The organism is Methanobrevibacter sp. (genome assembly GCF_017427765.1).
Taxonomy (GTDB): Archaea; Methanobacteriota; Methanobacteria; order Methanobacteriales; family Methanobacteriaceae; genus Methanocatella.
On the sequence record NZ_JAFRSC010000022.1, the window covers coordinates 47,978 to 69,389 of the forward strand.

The 21,412-nt window shown below is 29.1% G+C and carries 18 protein-coding genes; 8 read left to right on the top strand and 10 right to left on the bottom strand.

Annotated elements, in window-relative coordinates; all coding sequences use genetic code 11:
• Positions 1-419 precede the first annotated feature (419 nt).
• On the top strand, positions 420-1,877 hold the full coding sequence (locus IJL02_RS06290) for an ATP-binding protein (protein ID WP_292813260.1): 1,458 nt from the start codon (positions 420-422) through the stop codon (positions 1,875-1,877).
• 244 nt (positions 1,878-2,121) lie between these two features.
• Here the strand turns inward: IJL02_RS06290 and IJL02_RS06295 are convergent, their stop codons facing one another.
• Positions 2,122-3,228, bottom strand: a complete 1,107-nt coding sequence (locus IJL02_RS06295; RefSeq protein WP_292813264.1) for an FRG domain-containing protein — start codon at positions 3,226-3,228, stop codon at positions 2,122-2,124.
• A 144-nt stretch (positions 3,229-3,372) separates the two neighbouring features.
• On the opposite strand from IJL02_RS06295, the gene IJL02_RS06300 reads away from it, so the two are divergent.
• The 3 genes from IJL02_RS06300 to IJL02_RS06310 all read left to right on the top strand — a co-directional run bounded on the left by IJL02_RS06300 (position 3,373) and on the right by IJL02_RS06310 (position 8,234).
• Entirely contained in the window at positions 3,373-4,143 is a 771-nt protein-coding gene (locus IJL02_RS06300; RefSeq protein ID WP_292813268.1) for an abortive infection family protein, read from the top strand.
• Position 4,144: 1 nt separating this feature from the next.
• Positions 4,145-5,323 carry a hypothetical protein gene (locus IJL02_RS06305; RefSeq protein WP_292813271.1) on the top strand — a complete coding sequence of 393 codons (1,179 nt, stop codon included), beginning with the start codon at positions 4,145-4,147 and terminating at the stop codon, positions 5,321-5,323.
• A gap of 1,015 nt (positions 5,324-6,338) precedes the next feature.
• Entirely contained in the window at positions 6,339-8,234 is a 1,896-nt protein-coding gene (locus IJL02_RS06310) for a class I SAM-dependent DNA methyltransferase (RefSeq protein WP_292813274.1), read from the top strand.
• On the opposite strand, the gene IJL02_RS06315 is transcribed toward IJL02_RS06310, so the two are convergent.
• The 5 genes from IJL02_RS06315 to eif1A form a co-directional block, all read right to left on the bottom strand.
• The gene (locus IJL02_RS06315) at positions 8,196-9,044 is read right to left on the bottom strand and encodes a hypothetical protein (protein ID WP_292813277.1); all 849 of its coding nucleotides are present in this window, start codon (positions 9,042-9,044) and stop codon (positions 8,196-8,198) included. The two genes, IJL02_RS06310 and IJL02_RS06315, sit on opposite strands and share 39 nt — an antisense overlap.
• Before the next feature lie 218 nt (positions 9,045-9,262).
• Positions 9,263-9,730: a hypothetical protein gene (locus tag IJL02_RS06320; protein ID WP_292813280.1), complete on the bottom strand. Its 468-nt coding sequence runs from the start codon at positions 9,728-9,730 to the stop codon at positions 9,263-9,265.
• Positions 9,731-10,562: 832 nt separating this feature from the next.
• Positions 10,563-11,702 carry a tyrosine-type recombinase/integrase gene (locus IJL02_RS06325; RefSeq protein ID WP_292813287.1) on the bottom strand — a complete coding sequence of 380 codons (1,140 nt, stop codon included), beginning with the start codon at positions 11,700-11,702 and terminating at the stop codon, positions 10,563-10,565.
• An 84-nt stretch (positions 11,703-11,786) separates the two neighbouring features.
• Positions 11,787-12,557 (bottom strand): serine protein kinase RIO, encoded by a 771-nt coding sequence (locus IJL02_RS06330; RefSeq protein WP_292813291.1) that lies wholly within the window; start codon positions 12,555-12,557, stop codon positions 11,787-11,789.
• Positions 12,558-12,585: 28 nt separating this feature from the next.
• Positions 12,586-12,891: a translation initiation factor eIF-1A gene (gene eif1A, locus IJL02_RS06335; RefSeq protein WP_292793457.1), complete on the bottom strand. Its 306-nt coding sequence runs from the start codon at positions 12,889-12,891 to the stop codon at positions 12,586-12,588.
• 106 nt (positions 12,892-12,997) lie between these two features.
• On the opposite strand from eif1A, the gene glp reads away from it, so the two are divergent.
• From glp to IJL02_RS06350, 3 genes are read left to right on the top strand one after another with little or no spacing between them, the layout of a single operon-like run.
• Complete coding sequence (gene glp / locus IJL02_RS06340; RefSeq protein ID WP_292813299.1) at positions 12,998-14,221, top strand: gephyrin-like molybdotransferase Glp; 1,224 nt, start codon at positions 12,998-13,000, stop codon at positions 14,219-14,221.
• 26 nt (positions 14,222-14,247) lie between these two features.
• A complete protein-coding gene (locus tag IJL02_RS06345; RefSeq protein ID WP_292813306.1) occupies positions 14,248-14,709 on the top strand; it encodes a GyrI-like domain-containing protein in 462 nt (153 codons plus the stop codon).
• An 8-nt stretch (positions 14,710-14,717) separates the two neighbouring features.
• Positions 14,718-14,969: a hypothetical protein gene (locus IJL02_RS06350; RefSeq protein WP_292813310.1), complete on the top strand. Its 252-nt coding sequence runs from the start codon at positions 14,718-14,720 to the stop codon at positions 14,967-14,969.
• 10 nt (positions 14,970-14,979) lie between these two features.
• Here the strand turns inward: IJL02_RS06350 and IJL02_RS06355 are convergent, their stop codons facing one another.
• Genes IJL02_RS06355 through hypD form a run of 3 tightly spaced genes read right to left on the bottom strand, consistent with a single transcriptional unit; the run spans position 14,980 to position 18,050 of the window.
• Positions 14,980-16,290, bottom strand: a complete 1,311-nt coding sequence (locus tag IJL02_RS06355; RefSeq protein ID WP_292813313.1) for a TldD/PmbA family protein — start codon at positions 16,288-16,290, stop codon at positions 14,980-14,982.
• Positions 16,291-16,297: 7 nt separating this feature from the next.
• Positions 16,298-17,002: a phosphoglycolate phosphatase gene (locus IJL02_RS06360; protein WP_292813318.1), complete on the bottom strand. Its 705-nt coding sequence runs from the start codon at positions 17,000-17,002 to the stop codon at positions 16,298-16,300.
• A 1-nt stretch (position 17,003) separates the two neighbouring features.
• Complete coding sequence (hypD, locus tag IJL02_RS06365) at positions 17,004-18,050, bottom strand: hydrogenase formation protein HypD (protein WP_292813322.1); 1,047 nt, start codon at positions 18,048-18,050, stop codon at positions 17,004-17,006.
• 83 nt (positions 18,051-18,133) lie between these two features.
• Here hypD and IJL02_RS06370 point away from each other — a divergent pair, with 83 nt between their 5' ends.
• Positions 18,134-19,804 (top strand): cytidylyltransferase domain-containing protein, encoded by a 1,671-nt coding sequence (locus tag IJL02_RS06370; RefSeq protein WP_292813326.1) that lies wholly within the window; start codon positions 18,134-18,136, stop codon positions 19,802-19,804.
• Positions 19,805-19,833: 29 nt separating this feature from the next.
• Here the strand turns inward: IJL02_RS06370 and IJL02_RS06375 are convergent, their stop codons facing one another.
• The gene (locus tag IJL02_RS06375; protein WP_292813330.1) at positions 19,834-21,381 is read right to left on the bottom strand and encodes an NERD domain-containing protein; all 1,548 of its coding nucleotides are present in this window, start codon (positions 21,379-21,381) and stop codon (positions 19,834-19,836) included.
• Between the last annotated feature and the right edge of the window lie 31 nt (positions 21,382-21,412).

Consider the following 21,412-nt stretch of genomic DNA (forward strand, 5'->3'; position numbering starts at 1 on the left):
AAGATGTTTTACTTACAGCTCTTCTGACAACATTTCTGTAATAAAATTTGGAGTCTATGCTTAATATAAATTTGTATGATGCTTATGAAATTTTGAAATAAAATAATTACACTTTTCAAAAAATCTCATGTTCAGGTACCATTAATTTTATCTTAAAACTAGTTGTTTTCATTATTAACTTTTGAATGCAGCATATATCAAAGGAATATCCTTTTATGATATTATTTTTTAATTTAATTATATTAATAAAATCTTTTTCTTTAAATTTATAATATAATTGGTTTAATATTGATTTTAACATTATTTCGGGGTTATTTTTTTATTTTGGAAATATTTATAAGGAATGACAATGTAAAATTATCATAATGAAAAATTAGATTTGATGGTTTTATTAATTGGCTCAAGTAGGTTGGATAATAATGAAATATGAAGTTTTTATCAGCAGCAATCAGAGGGAATTTGAAAAAGAACGTCAAATTATTAAAAAACATTTTGAAGAAGATTATTTTTTAAAATCATTTTTCAATCCATTCCTTTTTGAGTTTTCTCCAGCTTCTGGTTTATCTCCTGAAACAACATTCTTTGAAAAGGTTAGAAAATCAGATGTTTACATTTGTTTAATAGGTTCAGACTATGGAACCGTAAAAGAAAACGGATTGTCTGCAACAGAAGAAGAATATGATGCTTTTCATATTTCAAATAAAAATTCATTTTTCTATCTTAAAAACACACCAACTCGAGATGAAAAAAGCGAAAAATTTATTTTAAAAATCCAACCTGACAATAAATATGTCTTTTTTGATGATACTGAAGAGTTAATTGAAGCTATTAAAAATAGTCTTGTAGAATTTTTAAATAGTCAAAGAAAAGACAATGATGATTTTGATAAAAAATTAGTACTCGAATCATCAATTGATGATGTGGATGATGAAGCTTACAATTTATTCTTTTCGCTATTAAAAGAGGATGATTCCTTTAATAAATTAAGGGGCAATGACGATAAGACTCATGTGTTAAAACTTATTGGTGCTGGTGAGGATGTCAATGGTGAATTTCACCTAAACAATGCAGGAGTATTATTTTTTGCAAAGAATATCACAAAATTCATCTCTCATGAAATTAAAATGGTTAGATTTAATGGAGTGACTAAATTTGATGCTATTGATAGAGTGGATTCAAGCAGTTCCTTTTTGATATTCCTAGATGAATTTGAAAACTTCTTTAAAAAGAATACTCGATCAGGATTTTATATTGAAGGAACCAAAAGGGTAAATATTGATGAATATCCGCTTAAAGCTATTCGTGAAGCTATTATCAATGCTTTGGCTCATAGAAATTATGATATCTCCTCAAGTTTTATAGAGTTCTTTATATTCGATGATAGAATCGAAGTTATGAGTCCTGGAAAGCTCAAATATCCATTAACTATTGAAGATATTAAAAAGGATGATAGTATTGCTCATAGAAATGCATTAATCTGTGATATTTTCTATAAAACCAATTATATGGAACACATTGGCAGGGGTATATCTCAAATGACAGATGAAATGCTAAAACTAGGATTGGAAGAACCAATTTTTTCTGAAGGAAATGATTCTTTTAAAGTGGTCTTTAAAGGAAACGGTGGTGAAATTATTCCAAGAGAAAACAGTAAAAATGTTCTGAATCTATCTGATTTGGGTTTAAATCAACGCCAATTTGACATTTTAACTGAAATAGTAAATAACAATGTTTCCATGACTTATGACGATCATATTAAAATGTTCAATACCTCAAAACCTACTGCTGAGAGAGATTTTAGAAAATTAGTCGAACTTAATTTGGTTAAAAAAACTATTGTTAACAGAAAGGCACAATTCTCATCACCAGATTATTAAACAATGATGGATTTCATCGATTTTTGATGGACTTTTTGATGGACTTTTTAATTAAAGAATTGATTAATAATTTGTCATGTTAATTATTAATAGGTTATTTTAATTATTCCTGTATTGAATATAATCAATACCAAAATCATGTTGATGGACTTGACATAATAGAGTAGTCATGTTATAATTTATGGATGGATGTTTTAGAATATCATATTTTCTAATATGCTCAGGGGATTTAATCGATATTTTTTTAAGGTTCTGAATCTTTTAATAAATTTTTTAATTTAACTTCATTAATAACATGTTTTGAAACTCCATTATAACCTGGAAATAAATATTCTTCTGAATATCCATCTAAATACAATTCATTTAAAATTTCTACTTTAAGTTCTTTAGATATGATTAATTTATATAAAATAGTATCATTTGGAGTTAAATTCGGAGGAACTGTAATAATATTCCGATTATATGATTTTCCTTTGCTTCTGTCAGTTAGGTCATGTTTTAACTCCTCTGATATGATTTCATCTAATGGACTCTCATAATTTCCAACATAATGATTTAAAAATGTAAATAATCCTTTTTGAGCAGTTAAGTTGGGATTAGTATTATATTCTGGCCTGTAAATAGTTAAGTTAATTGTATATTCGTTATTTATTAGTCTATTTTCAAATAATTTATAATTTAAAGCCCATAAAACACAATCTTGTGTATTTGAATTAGATAATACATCTTTTACAGCAAAATATAATGAAACCTTATAATCATAAGACCAATCCAATGCTTTTGTTGGTAAACCATAATGTTGAGCTAAGGATATGATTTCGGGATAATCGTAAAATATTTCATCTAACTTTGGCGGGTGTAATTGTGAAGTGGGATGTATTAATGCTCTAGTGAACTTATTTGTGTTAACTTTTAAACCACATCTGTCAGCATAGTTAAAAAATTTTTGAAGGATATATAATTCTTTTTCATTTTGCAATTCATTTTTTGCAACAGTGTAATCCTTGTTTTTGCCTGAAGTAGGATTCCCATATTTGTCAACTTGTATATAAAATCTTTTTTTATAATCAACTTCATCTTCATAGCATTCTAAATTTTTCTCTTTAACTTCATTCTCACTAACTTCAATCCAAAATTTTTTGTTGTTTTCAATAAGTTCATCAATTTTTAATTGGTTTAAATTATCTTTTCTAAGTGATGATGGAATTAATTCATATTTAATATCTGATACCCCTCTGAATATAAAATCTTCACGAAGATCAATTTTATTTTCCTCATGTTTTCCATAGATTATTTTTACAAGTTCATCATAACTTTCAATTTCTATTTTATTTATCCCATTTTTTAGCATAACCTCTCACCTGTTGTTCTATTTAAATGAATCAGGTATATACTCATTAATCAAACCTTAATTTATTCATGAATATTACTTTTCAATTGCTCTCTATAATTATTTATAATATTATTTATTTATTAAAATTATAGGGAGTTATTTATGTTTTCACCGAGAGAATTAAGTTTTTTTGAGAATTTATTTAATATGGAATCAGGATATGTTTTGGATTTTTCAAGAGACGGATTGAAAAATTTCATTCGGGACTCAGTAAATTTGGATGTTTTCACAGTTGAATATTCAAATCAGGTTAAAAAGAGATATAGAACAGACTCTATGGTCAATACATTAAAATATTTTTGGGAAACTGAAGATTTTAGCAAAACATTAAAATTAATTAGTGATTTAGTTGATTATTATGAATTTGAATATTATGGTGATGAAAATGAAGTTAGCGAAGCTAAAATAATTTTAAATAGATATTATAATCCTGTTAAAATTAAGAATGATTTTTCAGATGAAAAAAGAATAACTGATTTAATTAATGAGATTAATTATATAATTGATGAACGACAACCAATTTTTGCGTTAGTGGAATTGCATACATTAACACATAATATATTTAGACGACTTTGTGATTCTCATAATATTTCCTACACTAAAACTGATGGAATAGATTCTTTATTTAAAAAATATGCTAAATTTTTAAATCAGAATAATTATGTGGAATCACAAATGTCAAAAACCATTTTTAGAAATACAGGTACATTGTTGTCACAATTCAATGATATTAGAAATAATAAGACCTATGCACATGACAATCCTATTTTAGACCAATTTGAAAGTGAATTCATTTATAAACAGGTTGTGAATATTTTATATTTCATTGACCTTGTTGATGATAATTTTAATATTAAAGAAAGGGTGAAATAGTATGGTTCATACTTATGAAAAAAATTTACTAGAAAGATATTTAAGACCCGTAAAAATCGAGAATAAAGAATACTATTACAGTTTAATATATGAAATTTCAGAATCATTAACCAGTGGAATAATCGTTGATTTTTTTCATTCAAATAAGATTAACATGATTATTACAGAAGCAGGTCAATCATTAGCTAATTCAATAAAGTTATATGAATTAGGTTATTTTGATGATGCTTATTATTCGATGAGATCCTCAATTGAACTAGCAACAATAATGCTGGATGTCGGCGATAACGAATATGAACAGATGATACATAATATGAATCTCTTTTCAACCAAGGAATATCGAAACTTTAGAGCAAGCACCTTAAGATATTTAAAAGATAATGGAATTGAATTTAGAGATGTTTCTAATAAAATGCCAAACTTTGTTAATGAGATTAATGATACCTGTAAAAAATTAAATAAATTTGTTCATAAGACAGGTTTTGATAATTTTTACGGTATTAGAAATAACTATGATGATGATTTTCACAAAAGACAATTGAAAGATTTTGAAGATAATCTAATTTCTTCAATTAGAATTGTAGCCATAATGAGATTGGTTATTGATCCATTCCCTTTGCTTTTGGCAGATGAAGAAATATATTGCAGGAGTCCAAACATTTTAACTTATCCATTTAATGAAAAGTTATTGGAAGTAATAGGGGATAAATCAATTGCAGAATTTAAAAGTACTGATATTTATAAATCCTATGAGGAAGAGTTAATGAAACTTGAAAAAAGAAATAGGGGAGTAAATGCAGTTGTAATGGCAAATTACATTGATTTGGATAATATTGATAATATCTATTTGCAAAAACATTTGCTTGATAGTCATGAACTGAAATATGTGAATATTGCAAGTTGCAGTGATAAGATAATTTTGATTATATCTGATAATGGATTATCAAGATATAATACAAGCTCTAACAATCATAAAATTTTGTGCAACCATACAGATATTAATTTTAGAAATTCCTCTGAAAAATTTAATATTAAATATGATTCCATTTTTGTTTCGATTTTAAAGCATAGCAAAGATGAAATATCTGAATTTAATGGCATGATTAATTATATTTATATTTTTCATTTAAAGATATTCGATGAACTAGAAATTAATAAGTTGAATTCATTAAAACTATAATGAAATTATTTATATTATTACTATTTATTATAATATCTTCTTCAAAGATTTGTAATGCAGTAATTAATGCAAAATCATGAATCCATACTCTTTATCAACAGAATATAAATAAAAATCTAATGCATTACAATATCTATTAATATCACGAATATTTTTAAAAAAAGTACCCTCCAGATCAAAAATTTTGAAAAATAAAACCCAACATCAATATTCATATGATTTGCTAATACATGATAAAATTTTAATTTATTTAAATAGTTATACAATTCAACAATAGTGATTGATACAAAAGAGTTTTATTTTTACATTTATACTTCTGAATAGTACAGATTTTTTTATTAATTTTTAAAAAATTAATTTTATTTCAATATTTCAATTTTTAACATTTTATTTTGAGTTATAAGATGAATAATTAGATTTTCATGTTAAAAATGAATTTTGCCTACTTTTTAAAGTTTAATCAAATTCTTATTAATAGATTCACATCCAAAACGTGAAAGATTATCAACTTGGTGAAATTCAGAAAACTCAGGTACAAAATTGAAAAATTTAAATTGTTTTGACCTAATATATCCATATGGAGCTTTTGTTTTAATATTAGACTATTAATATATTATTTCCACTTAATATGTTAATTTCACTACTTTTAAATTAAAAATAAATAAAAAATTGAGCGAAAAAATTCGTGACTCAAAAACTTGTGAAAATTCAAATTCCACAAATTTTTGAAAGAGACTTTTATATTCTAAAACTCCAAAAGATGAAAAAATAAAGTTGCAATTGATAAATAATGGAAATATAAAAAATTGGTTAAGCGTCATGATTAACTTTTGAATAGAGTAGTATTAATAGACAGATTCAAACTCAAAGAGGTATGATTTAACATTTACAAGGTAATTAACGTGTTAAGAAAGGTTTGTAATTTTTTTTAAATATTACTTCTCAATTGCTCTTTCAATTAATTTAAATAATAGTGTTAACTTAAATTTTTATATAATTATTTCGAGAAGATATTATGGTAAAAAATATGAATTTATCAAGTGGGATAATTGATAATTTGTTAAATGAATTTTCGATTCATGAAATTGAAAGTGCAGTTATCCAATTATTTTTAGATGATAATAATGTTTCTTTTTCAAAAAATTTACTTATTAAAGAATTTATGGAGAATAATAAAAATATTGATGATATTAAAGTTGTAATTAAGAATTATTGTTCAAATTTTGATTTAAAAGCTGTTGAGAGAATTTTTGAATTATTGATACCTAAAGAGGATAGGGAAACCAATGGTGCATTTTATACTCCAAATATTATTATTAAATATATTGTGGATAATTGTATTACTGGTGATGAAACAGTTTGTGATCCTTCATGTGGTAGTGGGGGATTTTTATTAGAAGCTACAAAAAGAATTCAACATTTAACGAATAAATCTGTTATACAAATTTTAGAAAATAATATTTTTGGTTGTGATATTTTAGATTATGCGGTTAAACGGACTAAGATTTTGTTAACATTGTATGCTTTATATAATTCTGAAGATACTAATCAAATAGAATTTAATATTATTAATGAAAATAGTTTATTATGTGACTGGAACAGTATATTTCCGAATATTTTAGGTCAAAAAGGTATTTTTGCTACAAAAAAAGATTTAATTAAAGGTTTTGATGTAATTATAGGTAATCCTCCCTATTTAAGAATTCAAGATTTAGATTTAGAAACAAAACATAATCTAATTAAAAAATGGAGTAATATTAATAAAGGAAATTTTAATATATATTTTACCTTTTTTTATTTAGGGTATCAGTTACTGAAACCTAAGGGTAAATTAGGTTATATCACTCCAAATAATTTTTTTACTTCATTATCTGGAAGGAAACTAAGGGAATGGATGGTTAATAAACTTGAAATTATTATGGATTTTAAACATTTAAAAATATTTCAGGATGTTTCTACATATACTTGTATAGTAATCCTATCAAAAATAGAAAAATCTTATTTTAAATATAAACCAATTGAAAAAAGTATTGATTTAAATTTGAATAATGAAAATCTTTCAATTATTTATGTTAAGGATTTAAACAATAAAAAATGGAGGCTATTGGAGTCTCAGGATCAGGAAAATATTAAAAAAATTGAAAATTGTGGTGAAAAATTAGGTGATTTAACTAATATTAAGGCAGGCATTGCAACATTAAAAGATAAACTATATTTTATAGATGGAGATTGTGAAGATGGTGAATTTTATTATAAAATGTTTAATAATATTTCATATCCTATTGAAAAGGAAATAACTCGCAGTATTATTAAGATTTCCACTGTAAAAAATGAAAATGATATAAAAAATAATACATTAAGAATAATTTTTCCATATTACTCTCATCCTAAAGTTCAAATTATTCCTGAAGAGATTTTGATTAAGAAATATCCAAAATGCTATGAATATTTATATGCTATAAAAAATGAACTTTCTAAAAGGGATAAAGGAAAGAAAAAATATGAATCCTGGTATGCATATGGTAGAAAACAAGGTGTTGATACATATGGTTTGAAATTATTAACTCCTACTTTTAGTAAGAAACCTCGTTTTTTATTGGATTCAGATGAGTCTTCTTTGTTTTGCAATGGTTATGCTATTTTTGAAAAAAATGGTGTTGATTTAAGAATTATCCAAAAAATTTTAAATTCAATTGTTATGGATTATTATATTAATAAAACAAGTGTGAATATTGAAGGAGGTTTTCCTTGTTTCCAAAAAAATTTCATAGAATTATTTTCAATTCCAAATTTAGATGATAATGATAGAAATTTTTTATTAAAAGAAAAAAGTAATGAAAAAATTGATGAATTTCTAATTAAGTTATATGATTTAGATATTAAACCTCTTATTAATTTTCAGAGGCGATAAACTACCATGTCGTTTTTCATAACAAGTTAATAAATCTGAAACTAAATTGCTAGTATTTAATTCTTTTAAATTAATATTTTCTAGTTTTTCTTCGTCAATTAAACCAGTGTTTAATAAATCTTTATTATTTTTTATTTCTTTTGGTTTTTCATCTCTAAAATCAACAATCAATAATGCAACACGTTCATATTTCCAATAATCTTCGTTTTTATCTTTTCGATTATTTATTTCAGAAAATGAAGGTAAATATTTTTCTAGGGGTAATTGTTCTTTCCATCCAATTTCTTTATTTTTTATTTTTATAGGATCATATGCAAATAAAGGAACCATATATAATTCGCCCATAACTAACTCAGGACATCTTAAATGAAGATTTAATGCTTCAGCAAATGTTCTTTCAAATAATGTATCAAAATTTTTTGCTAAACTACTTAATTGACTTCTAATATTTATAGATAAACTGACACTCATTGTGTGTTTTCCAATCTTGTCAGATTTACCTTTTAAAACCCCTCGCTCAATAATTTCAGAATAAGGATGTGAACCTAATACTGTTACATCTTGATCTTTTGTTTTTAAAAAACCAGACATTTTCACTTCTGGTTTTGATGAATTTAATGGAGGGTAAATATTTTCTTTGGGTATTCCTTCTAAAATCAGTTTATTCTTAACATATTCATGAATATAATTGATTAATTGTTGGGATCTAATTAAAGAGTGTACAGATTCTTCACCACCTTTTAAAATAGCGTTTTCATAATCATTTTTTATATTTAATAATACTTCTTCTAATAATTTATCCGTAGTCATTATTTTACCCTACTTATTACATTTATTATATATATTTCTGTTGATTATTTAAAATTATGGGTTAATTGTGTAATAAAATAGTTAGTATATTGTTTGAAAAAACCAAGAGTTGTATTAACACTATTGTTTAAGATTCCAGTTTTTTCTGAGAAATGTTTTAAATATCAAATGATGCTTTTTTTAGTAGTTTATATAAATTAAATTAATTTTTTCATTATTCATATAAATTCACCTTTCGGTCTTGCTTTTATTCCAAATTTTTTATACATTGCTCTTGTTGTTTTATTAGACTCGATTGCTAGGTATTTTTCCGGATTATCTCCGTGAGTTGGCAGCACTGCCTTTTCAAGCCAGTATTTTTTCAATTCATGAGGTCTTTTATTGAAGTTCCAGAAGGATTCGGCTATTTTTAAATCAGTGTTTTCTTCAATGTGTTTTAGTGAATCATATGATGTGCAATATGGGCTTGCTGTGATTAGGATAATGTAGTTGTCCTTGATTAGTTCAATCAGTTGGTGCTCATATTGTCTTTTGTTGATCTTTTCAGGCAGTTTCTCATATCTGATAGGCCAGGAATTGGAGATTAATGTGTAATTTAAATCCATAAGGATTATTTTATCTTTTGGGATTGGCAGTTTTTCTGTTAATATCTTGTCTTTGGAATCGTTTTCAATCAGTTTGACCACAATTTAAGCAATACTCTTCTTTGTCTTCGTTTTTTGTTTCACAAGTGGGACATATTTGAAAACTCATTTTTATTCCTTCTTTTGATTGTACATCTGTTTTAATATCTTCATGAAAAATCTCTCATGTTATTTGTATTCAGTAGATGAATTAGACAAATTTTAATTTGATTTCTAATAGCTACTTTTTAAAAATTCCATTATTTACATCTTTGAAAATAATCTTAAGTGTAATAATCAAGCTTTTTTAGGTAGTTGTTGAATGGATTTAGATATGGAATAAATATGGCCGGGTTCTCGAAAATATGGGCATTTAAAATAGTAAATGCAATGTTCAAATGAATAGGTTCATATTATTAGATATCATAAAAAATACTATGTTTAAATTAAATAAGGGATGTAATCCCTTTTAAATTAATCATTCTTTATGTTGATTATTTGTAGTCTTATGATTTCATAATATTGTGATGTTAATTTTATAAAAACCATAAAAACTATTGAGAAATTTTGGGATGGTTTTTTTAAATAGCTTTTAGAATCCTTTAAATCAAAAAAAGAATGGTTATTATCACTTTTCAAGATTACGATTTTTTAAAAAACCATATTTTTTCAGAGTATGTGGGAGGACTTGTCAAAGTTACCTCCCCCTTACCCCTGAAACTTCAGTTTTTTTACAAAAACCACATCACCAAAACTTATGTAAAATCCTTCAATTAATCTAAAAATAATTATAAACGATTTTTTAAAAAAACTTTACAAAAGTTTTTTAAAGTTTACATAGTTTTTATGGTTTTTTTACCAAAGTCAAATCTATCAAAATTAAACCTTGGCATCATCACATTTCTTCAATCATCTCCATGATGCCCCGGACTGTTTTCTTCAAATCATATATCTCCTCAATTTCATTCCTCATTTTATTCATTTCTGTTTTTAAGGATTGATTTTCTTTTTCCATTTGCATAAACTCCGGGGATTTGATAGATATCTTTTCAATCTCTTTGCCTATTGTAACCGCAGGCAGATGTTGAATATAATCATACTTCAAATCTTCAGGATTGATTAGAAAATATGCCTGATCTGTTTTGTTTTTGGCCTTGCCCTGCAGGTCATTAACCTTGTCCAAACTCATGCCGTCATTGTATAAGGCTGATGCATGGAATTTCCTAAGCATGTGGCTTCTGAAGCGATTGTATTTTTCTACTTTTCCAAGACCCAAATAATCATTGATTTTTTGAAAATTATTTATTAAATATTGTGGATGTGTCTTAAATAATGTACTTTCATTGGTTAATGGGTCTGTGCGTGTTAAAAGGTAAGTGTTAATCGCTTTTACAGCTTCGGGACTGCAATATGTTGTATAATATTTGTTTGTTTTAATTCTTTTAATGTTGAAAGTAGGAACGACATTGTCGTTTTTATTGGTAATGCCAATTATTTCATAGATGTTCCTGCATTTTTGAGGCACATATTCAGATAGTGCATTGATATATTCTAGAATTGTCAAATTTAAAGTTTCAGCTCTTCCGCAACCGCTGGAGCAAATAAACAATATTATTGCTTTCATAAATGGTGATGCGATGCTTACAGCTTCCCTTATGATTTCCTTATCTGGCAAATCCTTAAAATAAATCGGTTGTGCTTTTTGCATTGACTTTTCATTTATCATAGGCAATTTCTGTATTTCAATATCATAGAATCTGTAAAATTTATTTATGGCAATCATGTGTTTTTTGACTGTGTTTAAAGCATATTTTTGTAGAAGGTGGTGTCTGTATTCTGTTAGTTTTGCTTTTACACGGCGACGTTTCCATTTGATATTGTTGTTTTCATCTTCTTCTGCTTCAGCTAATAGTTCATGCAGATTCTGATTAAAATAGGAAGCATAGTTGGTCAATGCTAGTCTATATATTCGTTGTGTTTCCTCCGAGTGGTTACAACTTATGGCTAGGTTTTTCAACAGTTCGTTATTATTCATAGTTAACACCTTTATAGTTTTTCTATAAAAAATGTTAACAGAGAGAGCATTTGAGAAGTATTTTTCATCTAAGTAAAACATCTTTTACCAAGGATTAACATATTCCCAAATTTCTTTAAAATTAGTTTCAACGCCCAGTTTTGTATATTCTCTAACCAGGGTGTTCATGTCTCGTTCAAGAAGTTCTTTTGAAATTGGGTTATCCAACACGACAGATTGTGAAACATCAATGATTACCGGTTCTTCGTTTAAATTTAAGATATTGTAGTTGGACAAGTCTCCATGAACTAATTTTGCTTCACGAACGAATAATTTGAGCTGTACCAATAATTTGTTAAAGAATTCATCCGGATTTTTTGGTGGCTGGTTTTTGACCGGCTGTGCGGGGTTGCCGTTTTCATCTCCAATAAATTCAATAATCAAAACATTGTTGGCACTTGTAAACGGTTTTGGCACATTTACTCCTGCATCATACAATCTTGTTAAGTTTTTAAATTCTTTTGTAACCCAGGAATAAATTATTTTCCTTTTATTTTTGGTTTTGATGTTAAATCTCGGATCTCCTTTAAGGTAATAGTCCATTTTTTTAAAATCAGAAGTGGCTATTCTGTAAATTTTAACGGCCACAAAACTTTCATCGTCTCTAATGCCTGTAAGTACATTTGCTTCTTTACCTGTACTTATGGCTCCGTTTAAAACGTCAATGAATCCCTGATTTGCTAATTTGTATAATGTTTCTAATGTTATTTTGTCAAAAATTTCATTTCCTACTTTTCTCTCGGAACTGTCTTTTTTCCTTTTTCGGGAATGCAATTTTTCATGAGCTGCATCTGCTTTAGCAATCTTGGAATCCATCTATATCAATAAAAATAAGTAAATAAAGCTACATTTTTAAGTAGCCTTTTCTTTCAAGCCAGTTTGATTCGGTTTTGGTGTATCTCCAAATTACATCGGCTTTTTCATCGGATTGGAAATCCCATGGTTTTACAAGAATCACGTCTCCTTCGCGAATCCAAATACGTTTTTTCATTTTTCCAGGGATTCTGGTCATTCTTATATTTCCATCAGCACAACGGACTTTTAATTTACCGTGGCCCATGATTTGTTCAACTACTCCAGGTATTTCACCTTTTTTAGGGGTTCTTACTCTCCTATACTCTTGTTGTTGATTTTGATTAGGTTTTGACAAATACTCTCCTCCAAAATATAATAGCTTTCACATAAGATTAAATTATTTATATATTTATGAATATATTATTATATTAAGTTATTGGATTCTATATAAAGGGATATCTATGGGAACAGAATTTTTAAAAATTAAAGAATGTGATGAAGCTATTGATATTATTCAAGAGTTATTTGATAAAAATTTGTCTGCTGAAAGTGAAGAGATTGCAGTAACCGAATCCTATGGAAGGATTCTTTTTGAGGACGTTTATTCCAGAATGGATTTCCCGCCTTTTGATAAAGCATTAAAAGACGGCTTTGCTATTCTTGCTGAAGACAGTTTTGGAGCTTCAGAAGAGTCTCCCAATACCTTGGAGGTAATAGACTTTTTGGAGGCAGGATCTACAACCGACAAAAAAGTTGAGAAAGGCAAGTGCATTGAAATCAGTACTGGTGCAGCAATGCCTGAAGGTGGCGAAGCTGTTGTAATGGTTGAATATGCTGAAAAATTTGATGATAAAGTTAATTTGCTTACAACTGCCACTCCTTCACAGGATGTTGCAAAAAAAGGTTCAGATATTGAAGAAGGCAAACTTATTCTTAAAAAAGGTGACTTTTTAAATCCGGGTAAAATTGGTGTTTTGCTCTCACAGGGTTTTGAAACAATAGAAGTTTACAAAAAACCAACTGTTGGTATAGTCTCATCAGGAAATGAAATCACTCTTCAGGGCGAAGATTTGGAATATGGAAAAATCTATGATGTAAATGGGGGAATGATTAAAAACGATGCAATTTCCTGTGGTGCAGATGCGAAATTCTTGGGTGTAATGAGAGATGACTACGGCGAAGTTAAGCAAAAAATTACAGAATCCCTAAAAGAGGTTGATGTGCTTTTCTGCTCAGGAGGTACTTCAGCAGGTCTTGGAGATGTTTTAAAGCATGTTCTCGATGAATTGGGTGAAGTTTATATTCATGGAATATCTGTTCAGCCAGGTAAACCAACAATTGTTGGCGTCATAGACGGTAAGATTGTTATAGGTCTTCCGGGCAATCCTGTATCTGCTTTAATGATATTCAATGCATTTGTTGCAGAGCCTTTAACAAGACTTGCTGGAATTGACAGGGACTTTGAGTTAAAAACCACTAAGGGTGTAATGACTCGCAGAATCCACTCTCAAGTCGGAAGGATGCAATATCAGTTAGTTAAAGTCGATGGAGAGGAAGTTCATCCGATTTTTAAAGATTCAGGTGCAATATTCTCCCTTTCAACTGCTGACGGTTATGTAAAGATTCCGAAGTTAGTTGAAATATTGGATGAAGGCGAGCAAGTAGAAGTCTTTTTATTCAATTAAGATTATAAATTATTTAAGGTGTAACTATGGATTATGAGGTTAAAGTAATTCCCGAACAAAAATTGGGAGTAATTAATTGTAAGACCCCAATCGAAGATTTAGGAGTATTTCTTTCTATATTGATGGGATGGGTTGATGCTGAAGAAATCGAAACTGAAGGCGAACCTTTCATTGTTTATTTCTCACCAAGACATGAAGTTGATGATGGTGATGTGGTCTATGATGTAAGCATTGCCATTAAAGGAGATGCAGATGAAACTGACAGGATTCGTGTCGTTGACATGATAGAAAATAAAGTTTTGGCAGCCAAACACTTTGGGCCAACTGACAATATTTTAGATACCTATGCAGAGTTAGTTGAAATAGCACAAAAAAATAATTATCACATCATAGGATCTCCTAAAGAGGTTTTAATAAAAAGTTTCCACAACTGTGATAATGAAAAGGACTATATAACTGAAATTCAATTGCCTATTATTGAAATGTAGGTGTAAAAATGTCTAAAAAAGATGAAATTGACTTCGATAAAGAAATCGAAAAAATTGCACGTAAATCTAATATTAACATTAGACAAACAGAATTTTCTTTTGAAAAGCAATTAAAAAAATTGGATAAAGAAATTGATAATGCAATGAATGAAAAATTAAAGGAATTTGATAAAAATAAAGAGTTAACAGAGGATTATTTATTAATTGATTATTCTCATGATTCAATAGACAGATATAGAGAAAAATTAAAAAAGATTTAATTTTTCTTTCTTAATTTTGTCCTACGACTCTTAAATCATGCACTAATAATTTTGGTATGATAAAGGAACCGTACTGTTTTATTTCGGTGTTCAAACCTTCTACTTTTTTCATAATTTCAAAGATATTTCCTGAAATCATTGCTTTGTTTATAGGGTCGGTTAATTCCCCATTTTCTATTTTAAATGCGTTGCTTGCTTCTACTGAAAAGTCTCCGGAAATCGGATTTGCAGTATGAGCTCCTAAAACGCTTGTTGTTAAAACACCTTTTTTAATTTCTTCCAAATCTTTCATTTCACTGAATTTGAATTCCAGATTTGTTGGTGAAATCATCGGTGTTGATAAATATGAACCTCTGTATCCATTTGAGGTTGTTTTGACATTTTCTTTATTTGCAGTATAAATGTCATAGATAAATGAGTTTAAAACACCATCTTTAATCAAATCAGTTTTTTGGCTAACGCTTCCCTCTCCATCGCATTTTGAGCTGACCATTCCTTTTTCTAAAAGGGGATTGTCAATAATTGAAAGAGTTGGATTTGCAATTTCGGTTCCTATTTTACCTTTAAGTATGGATCTTCCTCTCATCACGTTTTCACCGTTGAATGCAGACATGAATGTTTGAAGAAGACCTGTTGCAGCATAATAATCTAAAACTACACTATAATCATTTGTTTCAATTGGTTTTGTGTCAAGTGAGCTTTTAGCTAAATTACAGACGTCATTAGCTAGTTTTTCACCGTCCAAATCAAAAAATCTTGAGGATTGTGAATTGTATGCTGTTGCGATTTTCCCGTCTTTCTGGATAGTTACGGATAGTCCAATTCCAAAGCCGGTTCCTTCATCTTCTATGGAAACTCCGTTTGAATTAATGATTAATGATCTGCCTTCGCTTGCAGAAAAACCAGAACCGGTTATTTCACATCCGCTGTCACTGGCTATTGATATTACATTTTTCAAAAAGTCTACTGATTCATCAAGATCCAGGTCATTGAATTTTTTATCATACACTTTTTTAACGTCAACTACTTTTTCAACTTCTGAAAAAGCATAGTTTTCATCCTGTTTGTTCAATTTTGCATTTTCAATGGCCTGTGTTCCGGTTTCGGTTATTTTATCAAGGTTTGAAGTAAATGCAAAACCAATTTTATTATCTTTAATGACTCTTATTCCAATTCCTTGCTCGATTTCTTCTTTTGCAAAGTTCAGTTCGTCCTGTTTGGAGTCCAATTCGATTAGTCTGGATTCGTCAATATAAATTTCGTATGCATCACATTTGTTTTCAACAGCTTTCTGTGCCTTTTCAGCTAATTCATAAATCATGTTATCACTACAATGCAAATTTTTCAATGGCTTCAGCTACACCATCTCCGAAGTTTTTTTCACAGGTGTATGTGCTTATTTCTTTTAATTTTTCTTCAGCATTTCCAACAGCGATTTTATAACCTGTCTGTTTGAGGAAATCTTCATCATTTTGGCTATCGCCGATTGCCATAACGTTTTCCATATTTATTCCATTTCTCTCACATAGGTATTTAAGTGAGGTTCCCTTATTTACTCTTTTATCGGTTATATGGAGTGCAAAACCACTATCATAAATTTCAAGTTCATCTAAATATTTAAAATCTTTCAATGCTTCTTCTAACTCATCAAGAGCAATTGTTTTGTAAAATACAGTTTCAGTTAATCGGTACATGTTGTCGTGTGAGGCGTGCTGGTCGAATTTTTCACCTAATTTTTCCTTTAGATGATTTTCTGCAGAACTAACAAAGTCTCTGTCTACCATTGTTTCAACTGCATTGTCATTTTCGCCTTCTTTAAAAACCACTCCACCATTTTCCGCAACAAGACCTCCACTGCATCCGATAAGAACTTCTGCTGCATATGCATAGTTAACAACATTTCCTGTAACAATTATTGTTGGTATTCCTTTTGATTCCGCTTTGCGTAATGCTTCAATTGCTGAAATGCAAATTTGCCTTTTATCGTCAGTTATTGTTCCGTCGATATCTACTGCTATTGCTTCTATTGTCATATTATCCTCGAGAATATCTGTGTGCGATGTTGCAGGTTCCTTCTTTACTTACCATACATGCGCCGATTGGGTGAAGCGGATTGCATGTTTTTCTAAATAACTTACAATCTTCGGGCCTTGCGAGTCCTCTTAAAATAGGTCCGCATATGCATCCTTTAGGTGCTTCATTAACGTCTTTTACTTCAATATCATATTTTTCACGTGCATTAAATTCGGCAAATTCATCTTTGATTTCTAAAATTGAATTTGGAATCTTTGGAAATCCTCTCCATTCTCTTGATGTTACATCGAATACCTGTTCCATCATTTCTTGGGCAATAACATTTCCTTCTTCTTTTACTGCTCTTGCATATTCATTGTCGATTTTCGGTGTTTCGTTGTGGATTTGTCTTAAAATCATATAAACTGACATTAAGATGTCTAATGGATTAAATCCTGCTACTGCTTGAGGTATTCCAAAGTCAGTTGAGAAATATTCGAAAGGTTTTGTTCCAATAATTGTACAGACGTGTCCCGGTTGGATTAATGCATTTAAACTGGTTTGGCCGGAATTAATTAAAAAATCAATTGCCGGAGGTATTAATCTGTGGCATGATAAAACTGAGAAGTTTTCAGGTGGTGTGGATAATAATTCCGCAGCAGTTGTCGGTGCTGTTGTTTCAAATCCTGCTGATATAAACACCACGTCATTGTCTTCTTTTTCAGCAATTTCAATAGCTCTGTTAATTCCATAAACTACTCTAACGTCACCGCCTTCAGCTTTGGCATCTGCAAGGGATCTTTCAGAACCAGGTACTCTTAACATGTCTCCAAAAGTGGTGATTGTAACTCCTTTGTCAATAAGTTCCAGAGCTTCATCAATTTCACGTGAAGGTACAACACAAACAGGACATCCTGGACCTGCAATAATTTCCACATCGTCAGGAAGGAGGCTTCTAATCCCATTTTCCATTATGGTGTGTTCGTGGGAGCCACAGACGTGCATAATCTTAACAGGGGTGGCTAATTTATTTATTCTATCTATTAATTCTTTTGACATATTTTTCATACTAACACCGAAGATTTAATATTATACATTGATTATATTTATTATTAGATGTATTATATTTTATTATAATTTAAGGGATAAATATGTTTAACAATAATCTAATTCTTGTGGTTATTCCGGCTAGAGGTGGCTCAAAAGGCATTCCACGTAAAAATTTAAGACTGCTTAATAATAAACCTCTTATTTCATACTCAATTGAGGCAGCTAAAGCGTCTCAGTATGTTGATGATGTTGTTGTAACCACTGACGATTCACAAATTGCGCTAATTGCCGAGAAATTCGGAGCAAGTGTTGTTAGGAGGTCAGATGAATTGGCAACTGATGAGGTTTCACTTGACCCTGTAATCCATGACGCCATGATTCAAAAAGAAAAACAGGCCTTTGACGAATATGATATAATTATTACTCTTCAACCAACATCTCCTTTAATTAAAACGGAAACCTTGGATAATGCTATCGAAAAATTTGAAGATTTCAGTTTGGATAGTGTAATTTCTGTTGTTGATGACAGACATTTAAGCTGGGGATATGATGAAGACAACAGAAGATATTTCCCAAATTATATTGAACGTGTGGATACGGATTTGCTTCCAAAATCATTTAGGGAAACTGGTGCAATTTTAGCCACTCGAAGACAGTTTGTTCATGAAGATTCCCGTTTAGGGACCAATATTGACATAGTTGAAGTTTCCCGTGAAGAGCGAGTTAATATTCAAACTTATGAGGATTGGTGGATTGCAGAAAATTACTTGCAAAAGAAAAGAACTGCAATTGTTGTGAACGCCTCTGAGGAAATAGGTGTCAGTCATATTAATAGATGTTTATCCTTAGCTTCCAAATTGGTGTTTCATGAGGTATTGTTTTTAATTGATGAACATTATCAGTTGGGTATTGATATTGTTGATAGAAACAATTTTTCCTATAAAACCTATGATGACAAAAATGATTTGTTAAATTTTTTAAAGCAGTATAGTCCTCAAATTGTAATTAATGATATTTTAGATACTTCTGTAGAATATATTTCAGCCTTAAAGGAAGAGGGTTATTTTGTTGTTAATTTTGAAGATTTGGGTGTAGGCAGTGACCTTGCAGATGTCGTATTTGATGATTTATACGAACATGAACTGGGTGCACGTAATGTGTTTACAGGCCATAAATATTTCGTTTTAAAAGATGAATTCTATTATCAGCCGCCTAAAATAATTACTAATGCAGTCAACAGGGTTTTAATAGCATTTGGACAATTTGATTCCAATAATGTAACTGAAAAAATAATTGATTCCATTTTGGCTACAAATTATGAGGGAAGAATTGATGTTATTTTAGGCCTTGACTATGAAGGTTTAGATGATCTTATTTCAAAATACGAATCAAATCCTTTAATTCAAATCTATAGAAATGTCCCAAATGTTAGTGAATTCATATTTAAAGCGGATGTTATCTTCACTTCTCCTAACAAATCCATGTATGAGATTTGTTCAATTGGAGTTCCTACAATATGTCTATGTCAGGATGACAGGGATGTATCACATGTTTTTGCAAATAACAACAATGGTTTTATTAACATGGGGCGTGTGGAAGATTTATCCAAGCAGGACATTGTTGACCAATTTGTCAATATTGTAAATGATTTTGATTTGAGAATGGAAATGCATAAAAAAATGCTATCTATTGATTTAAAAAATGGTTTTGAAAATATTTTGGCAGTTATTGAAGAAGAATATCGTAAATTTGAATTCAATAAGAATCATTAATATTATTTTTAAAAATTAAAAAAAGAAAATTAAATTTCTGAAGAACAATCTGCAGAATAGTTGTTGATTAAAACAGCACATTTGTCGATTGTTTCAGAATCTAATTTAATAGTACTGGTTTGGATTTTATTTAATAATTCTTCTATGAATAAGTCTTCATCGGTTAAAGGCATATTAATTACAACAACTTCATTGTTGATAAACCCTACTAGCGGTTCGACAAAGCAATTTTTGATGTTGTTTTCATTTAAGAAGTTAATTAAATCTTCACCCAAACTTAAAGATTTTTGTTTGATTTTATTGTCTTGAGAGAATTTAGCTTGTTTTGTTGTGTATCTAAATCTTCTCATATTTCCATTGGTTGGAATTTCTTCAATTTTATCTTCATCAGATTCACTAGATCCTATTAAATTTAAATTTTCATTTTCAGATTCTAATCTAAGTTTTGGATTGTATTTCTGTGAGATAAGTGCATAAATTCCGGTTGGACCTACTACCAGGTGATTTATACTAGAGTTTGATGTTGGGGTTTTTACATTGTAGAATACATAGAATTCTTCAGGTAAACTTAACAAGTGTTCTCTGATGATTCTTGTTCTTATTTCAGTTTCTTTCACATCTCTAGTTTTATAAATTCCATAACATAAGATAATTACTCCAATGAACAAAGCAATTATTCCAATACCGCTGTTTATTAATAAGATTTCAATGATGCTTAAAATAAATATTACAGCACCTACAATGAGGATTGTAGTGTTAGTATCCATATTTTTGATATCGAAATCATCATATCCAGTACTTAAAAGTGAACCGGTACTTGAATCTCCAATTCCTGGTTCAGGCTCTGGAATTGCAAGTCTATCAATAAAACCACCTATAGATCTCTCAGAAGGTTTTTCAGCAGTATTTGGATAATATTCATTCATGCTTTTGAAAAATTCATTTTTAAGGAAGTTTTTCAAAATATTGTAATCATTAGTTTTTGGAAGAGCAAATTCTTTTCCAAATTTAGTTAAAACAGATTCAGGAATTGTGGTTCTTGCAGTTTTTGAACCTAATTCTTCTTCCTCTTTAATTTCTTGCTCTTTTTTTTCGGCATCTGCTATTTTTAGCATATTCTCTTCGGAGAAGAAATTTTCTAATCTGTTAGTAATTGATTTTAAGGAGAGTGTATTATCTTCTGTTTGTTCTTCTTCTACAGGGAGTTCCTGGGATTTATTTTCTTGTCTGATGGTTTTAATTTCTTTTTTTCTTTCTTCAACATATTTATCTAACTCTTCATTGAGCTGTTCATCTAAATATCTTAAAGATCCTCCACAACTATCACATTCATAGTCAAGTATGCTATCGCTGCTTCTTATTTTAAATTTTAATCCACAGTCTTCACATTGTACAATCTGTGAGTTATCATACTTGAATGAATCTATAAATGAGGAACGAGAAGAACTTTTATCATCAGAATATTCTTCTAAATATTCTAGGTCTCCTGCGCATGAAGAACACTCAAATGTTGATATATCGTCATCATCATCGAGTTGGTATTTTGCACCACAGTTCTTACAGCATACAACTTTCATATTATCCTCTTTAAATTACTTATGTTATTAC

What these genes read in the sequence shown, in the direction of transcription:
- IJL02_RS06295 (WP_292813264.1), bottom strand. Translation starts at nt 3,228, where the DNA reads ATGCTAAAAAATGGGATAAATAAAATAGAAATTGAAAGTTATGATGAA.
- IJL02_RS06325 (WP_292813287.1), bottom strand. Translation starts at nt 11,702, where the DNA reads ATGAATAATAACGAACTGTTGAAAAACCTAGCCATAAGTTGTAACCAC.
- hypD (WP_292813322.1), bottom strand. Translation starts at nt 18,050, where the DNA reads ATGAAAAATATGTCAAAAGAATTAATAGATAGAATAAATAAATTAGCC.
- IJL02_RS06300 (WP_292813268.1), top strand. Translation starts at nt 3,373, where the DNA reads ATGTTTTCACCGAGAGAATTAAGTTTTTTTGAGAATTTATTTAATATG.
- IJL02_RS06360 (WP_292813318.1), bottom strand. Translation starts at nt 17,002, where the DNA reads ATGACAATAGAAGCAATAGCAGTAGATATCGACGGAACAATAACTGAC.
- IJL02_RS06345 (WP_292813306.1), top strand. Translation starts at nt 14,248, where the DNA reads ATGGATTATGAGGTTAAAGTAATTCCCGAACAAAAATTGGGAGTAATT.
- IJL02_RS06290 (WP_292813260.1), top strand. Translation starts at nt 420, where the DNA reads ATGAAATATGAAGTTTTTATCAGCAGCAATCAGAGGGAATTTGAAAAA.
- IJL02_RS06355 (WP_292813313.1), bottom strand. Translation starts at nt 16,290, where the DNA reads ATGATTTATGAATTAGCTGAAAAGGCACAGAAAGCTGTTGAAAACAAA.
- IJL02_RS06370 (WP_292813326.1), top strand. Translation starts at nt 18,134, where the DNA reads ATGTTTAACAATAATCTAATTCTTGTGGTTATTCCGGCTAGAGGTGGC.
- IJL02_RS06350 (WP_292813310.1), top strand. Translation starts at nt 14,718, where the DNA reads ATGTCTAAAAAAGATGAAATTGACTTCGATAAAGAAATCGAAAAAATT.
- IJL02_RS06315 (WP_292813277.1), bottom strand. Translation starts at nt 9,044, where the DNA reads ATGACTACGGATAAATTATTAGAAGAAGTATTATTAAATATAAAAAAT.
- IJL02_RS06305 (WP_292813271.1), top strand. Translation starts at nt 4,145, where the DNA reads ATGGTTCATACTTATGAAAAAAATTTACTAGAAAGATATTTAAGACCC.
- IJL02_RS06310 (WP_292813274.1), top strand. Translation starts at nt 6,339, where the DNA reads ATGGTAAAAAATATGAATTTATCAAGTGGGATAATTGATAATTTGTTA.
- IJL02_RS06375 (WP_292813330.1), bottom strand. Translation starts at nt 21,381, where the DNA reads ATGAAAGTTGTATGCTGTAAGAACTGTGGTGCAAAATACCAACTCGAT.
- glp (WP_292813299.1), top strand. Translation starts at nt 12,998, where the DNA reads ATGGGAACAGAATTTTTAAAAATTAAAGAATGTGATGAAGCTATTGAT.
- IJL02_RS06330 (WP_292813291.1), bottom strand. Translation starts at nt 12,557, where the DNA reads ATGGATTCCAAGATTGCTAAAGCAGATGCAGCTCATGAAAAATTGCAT.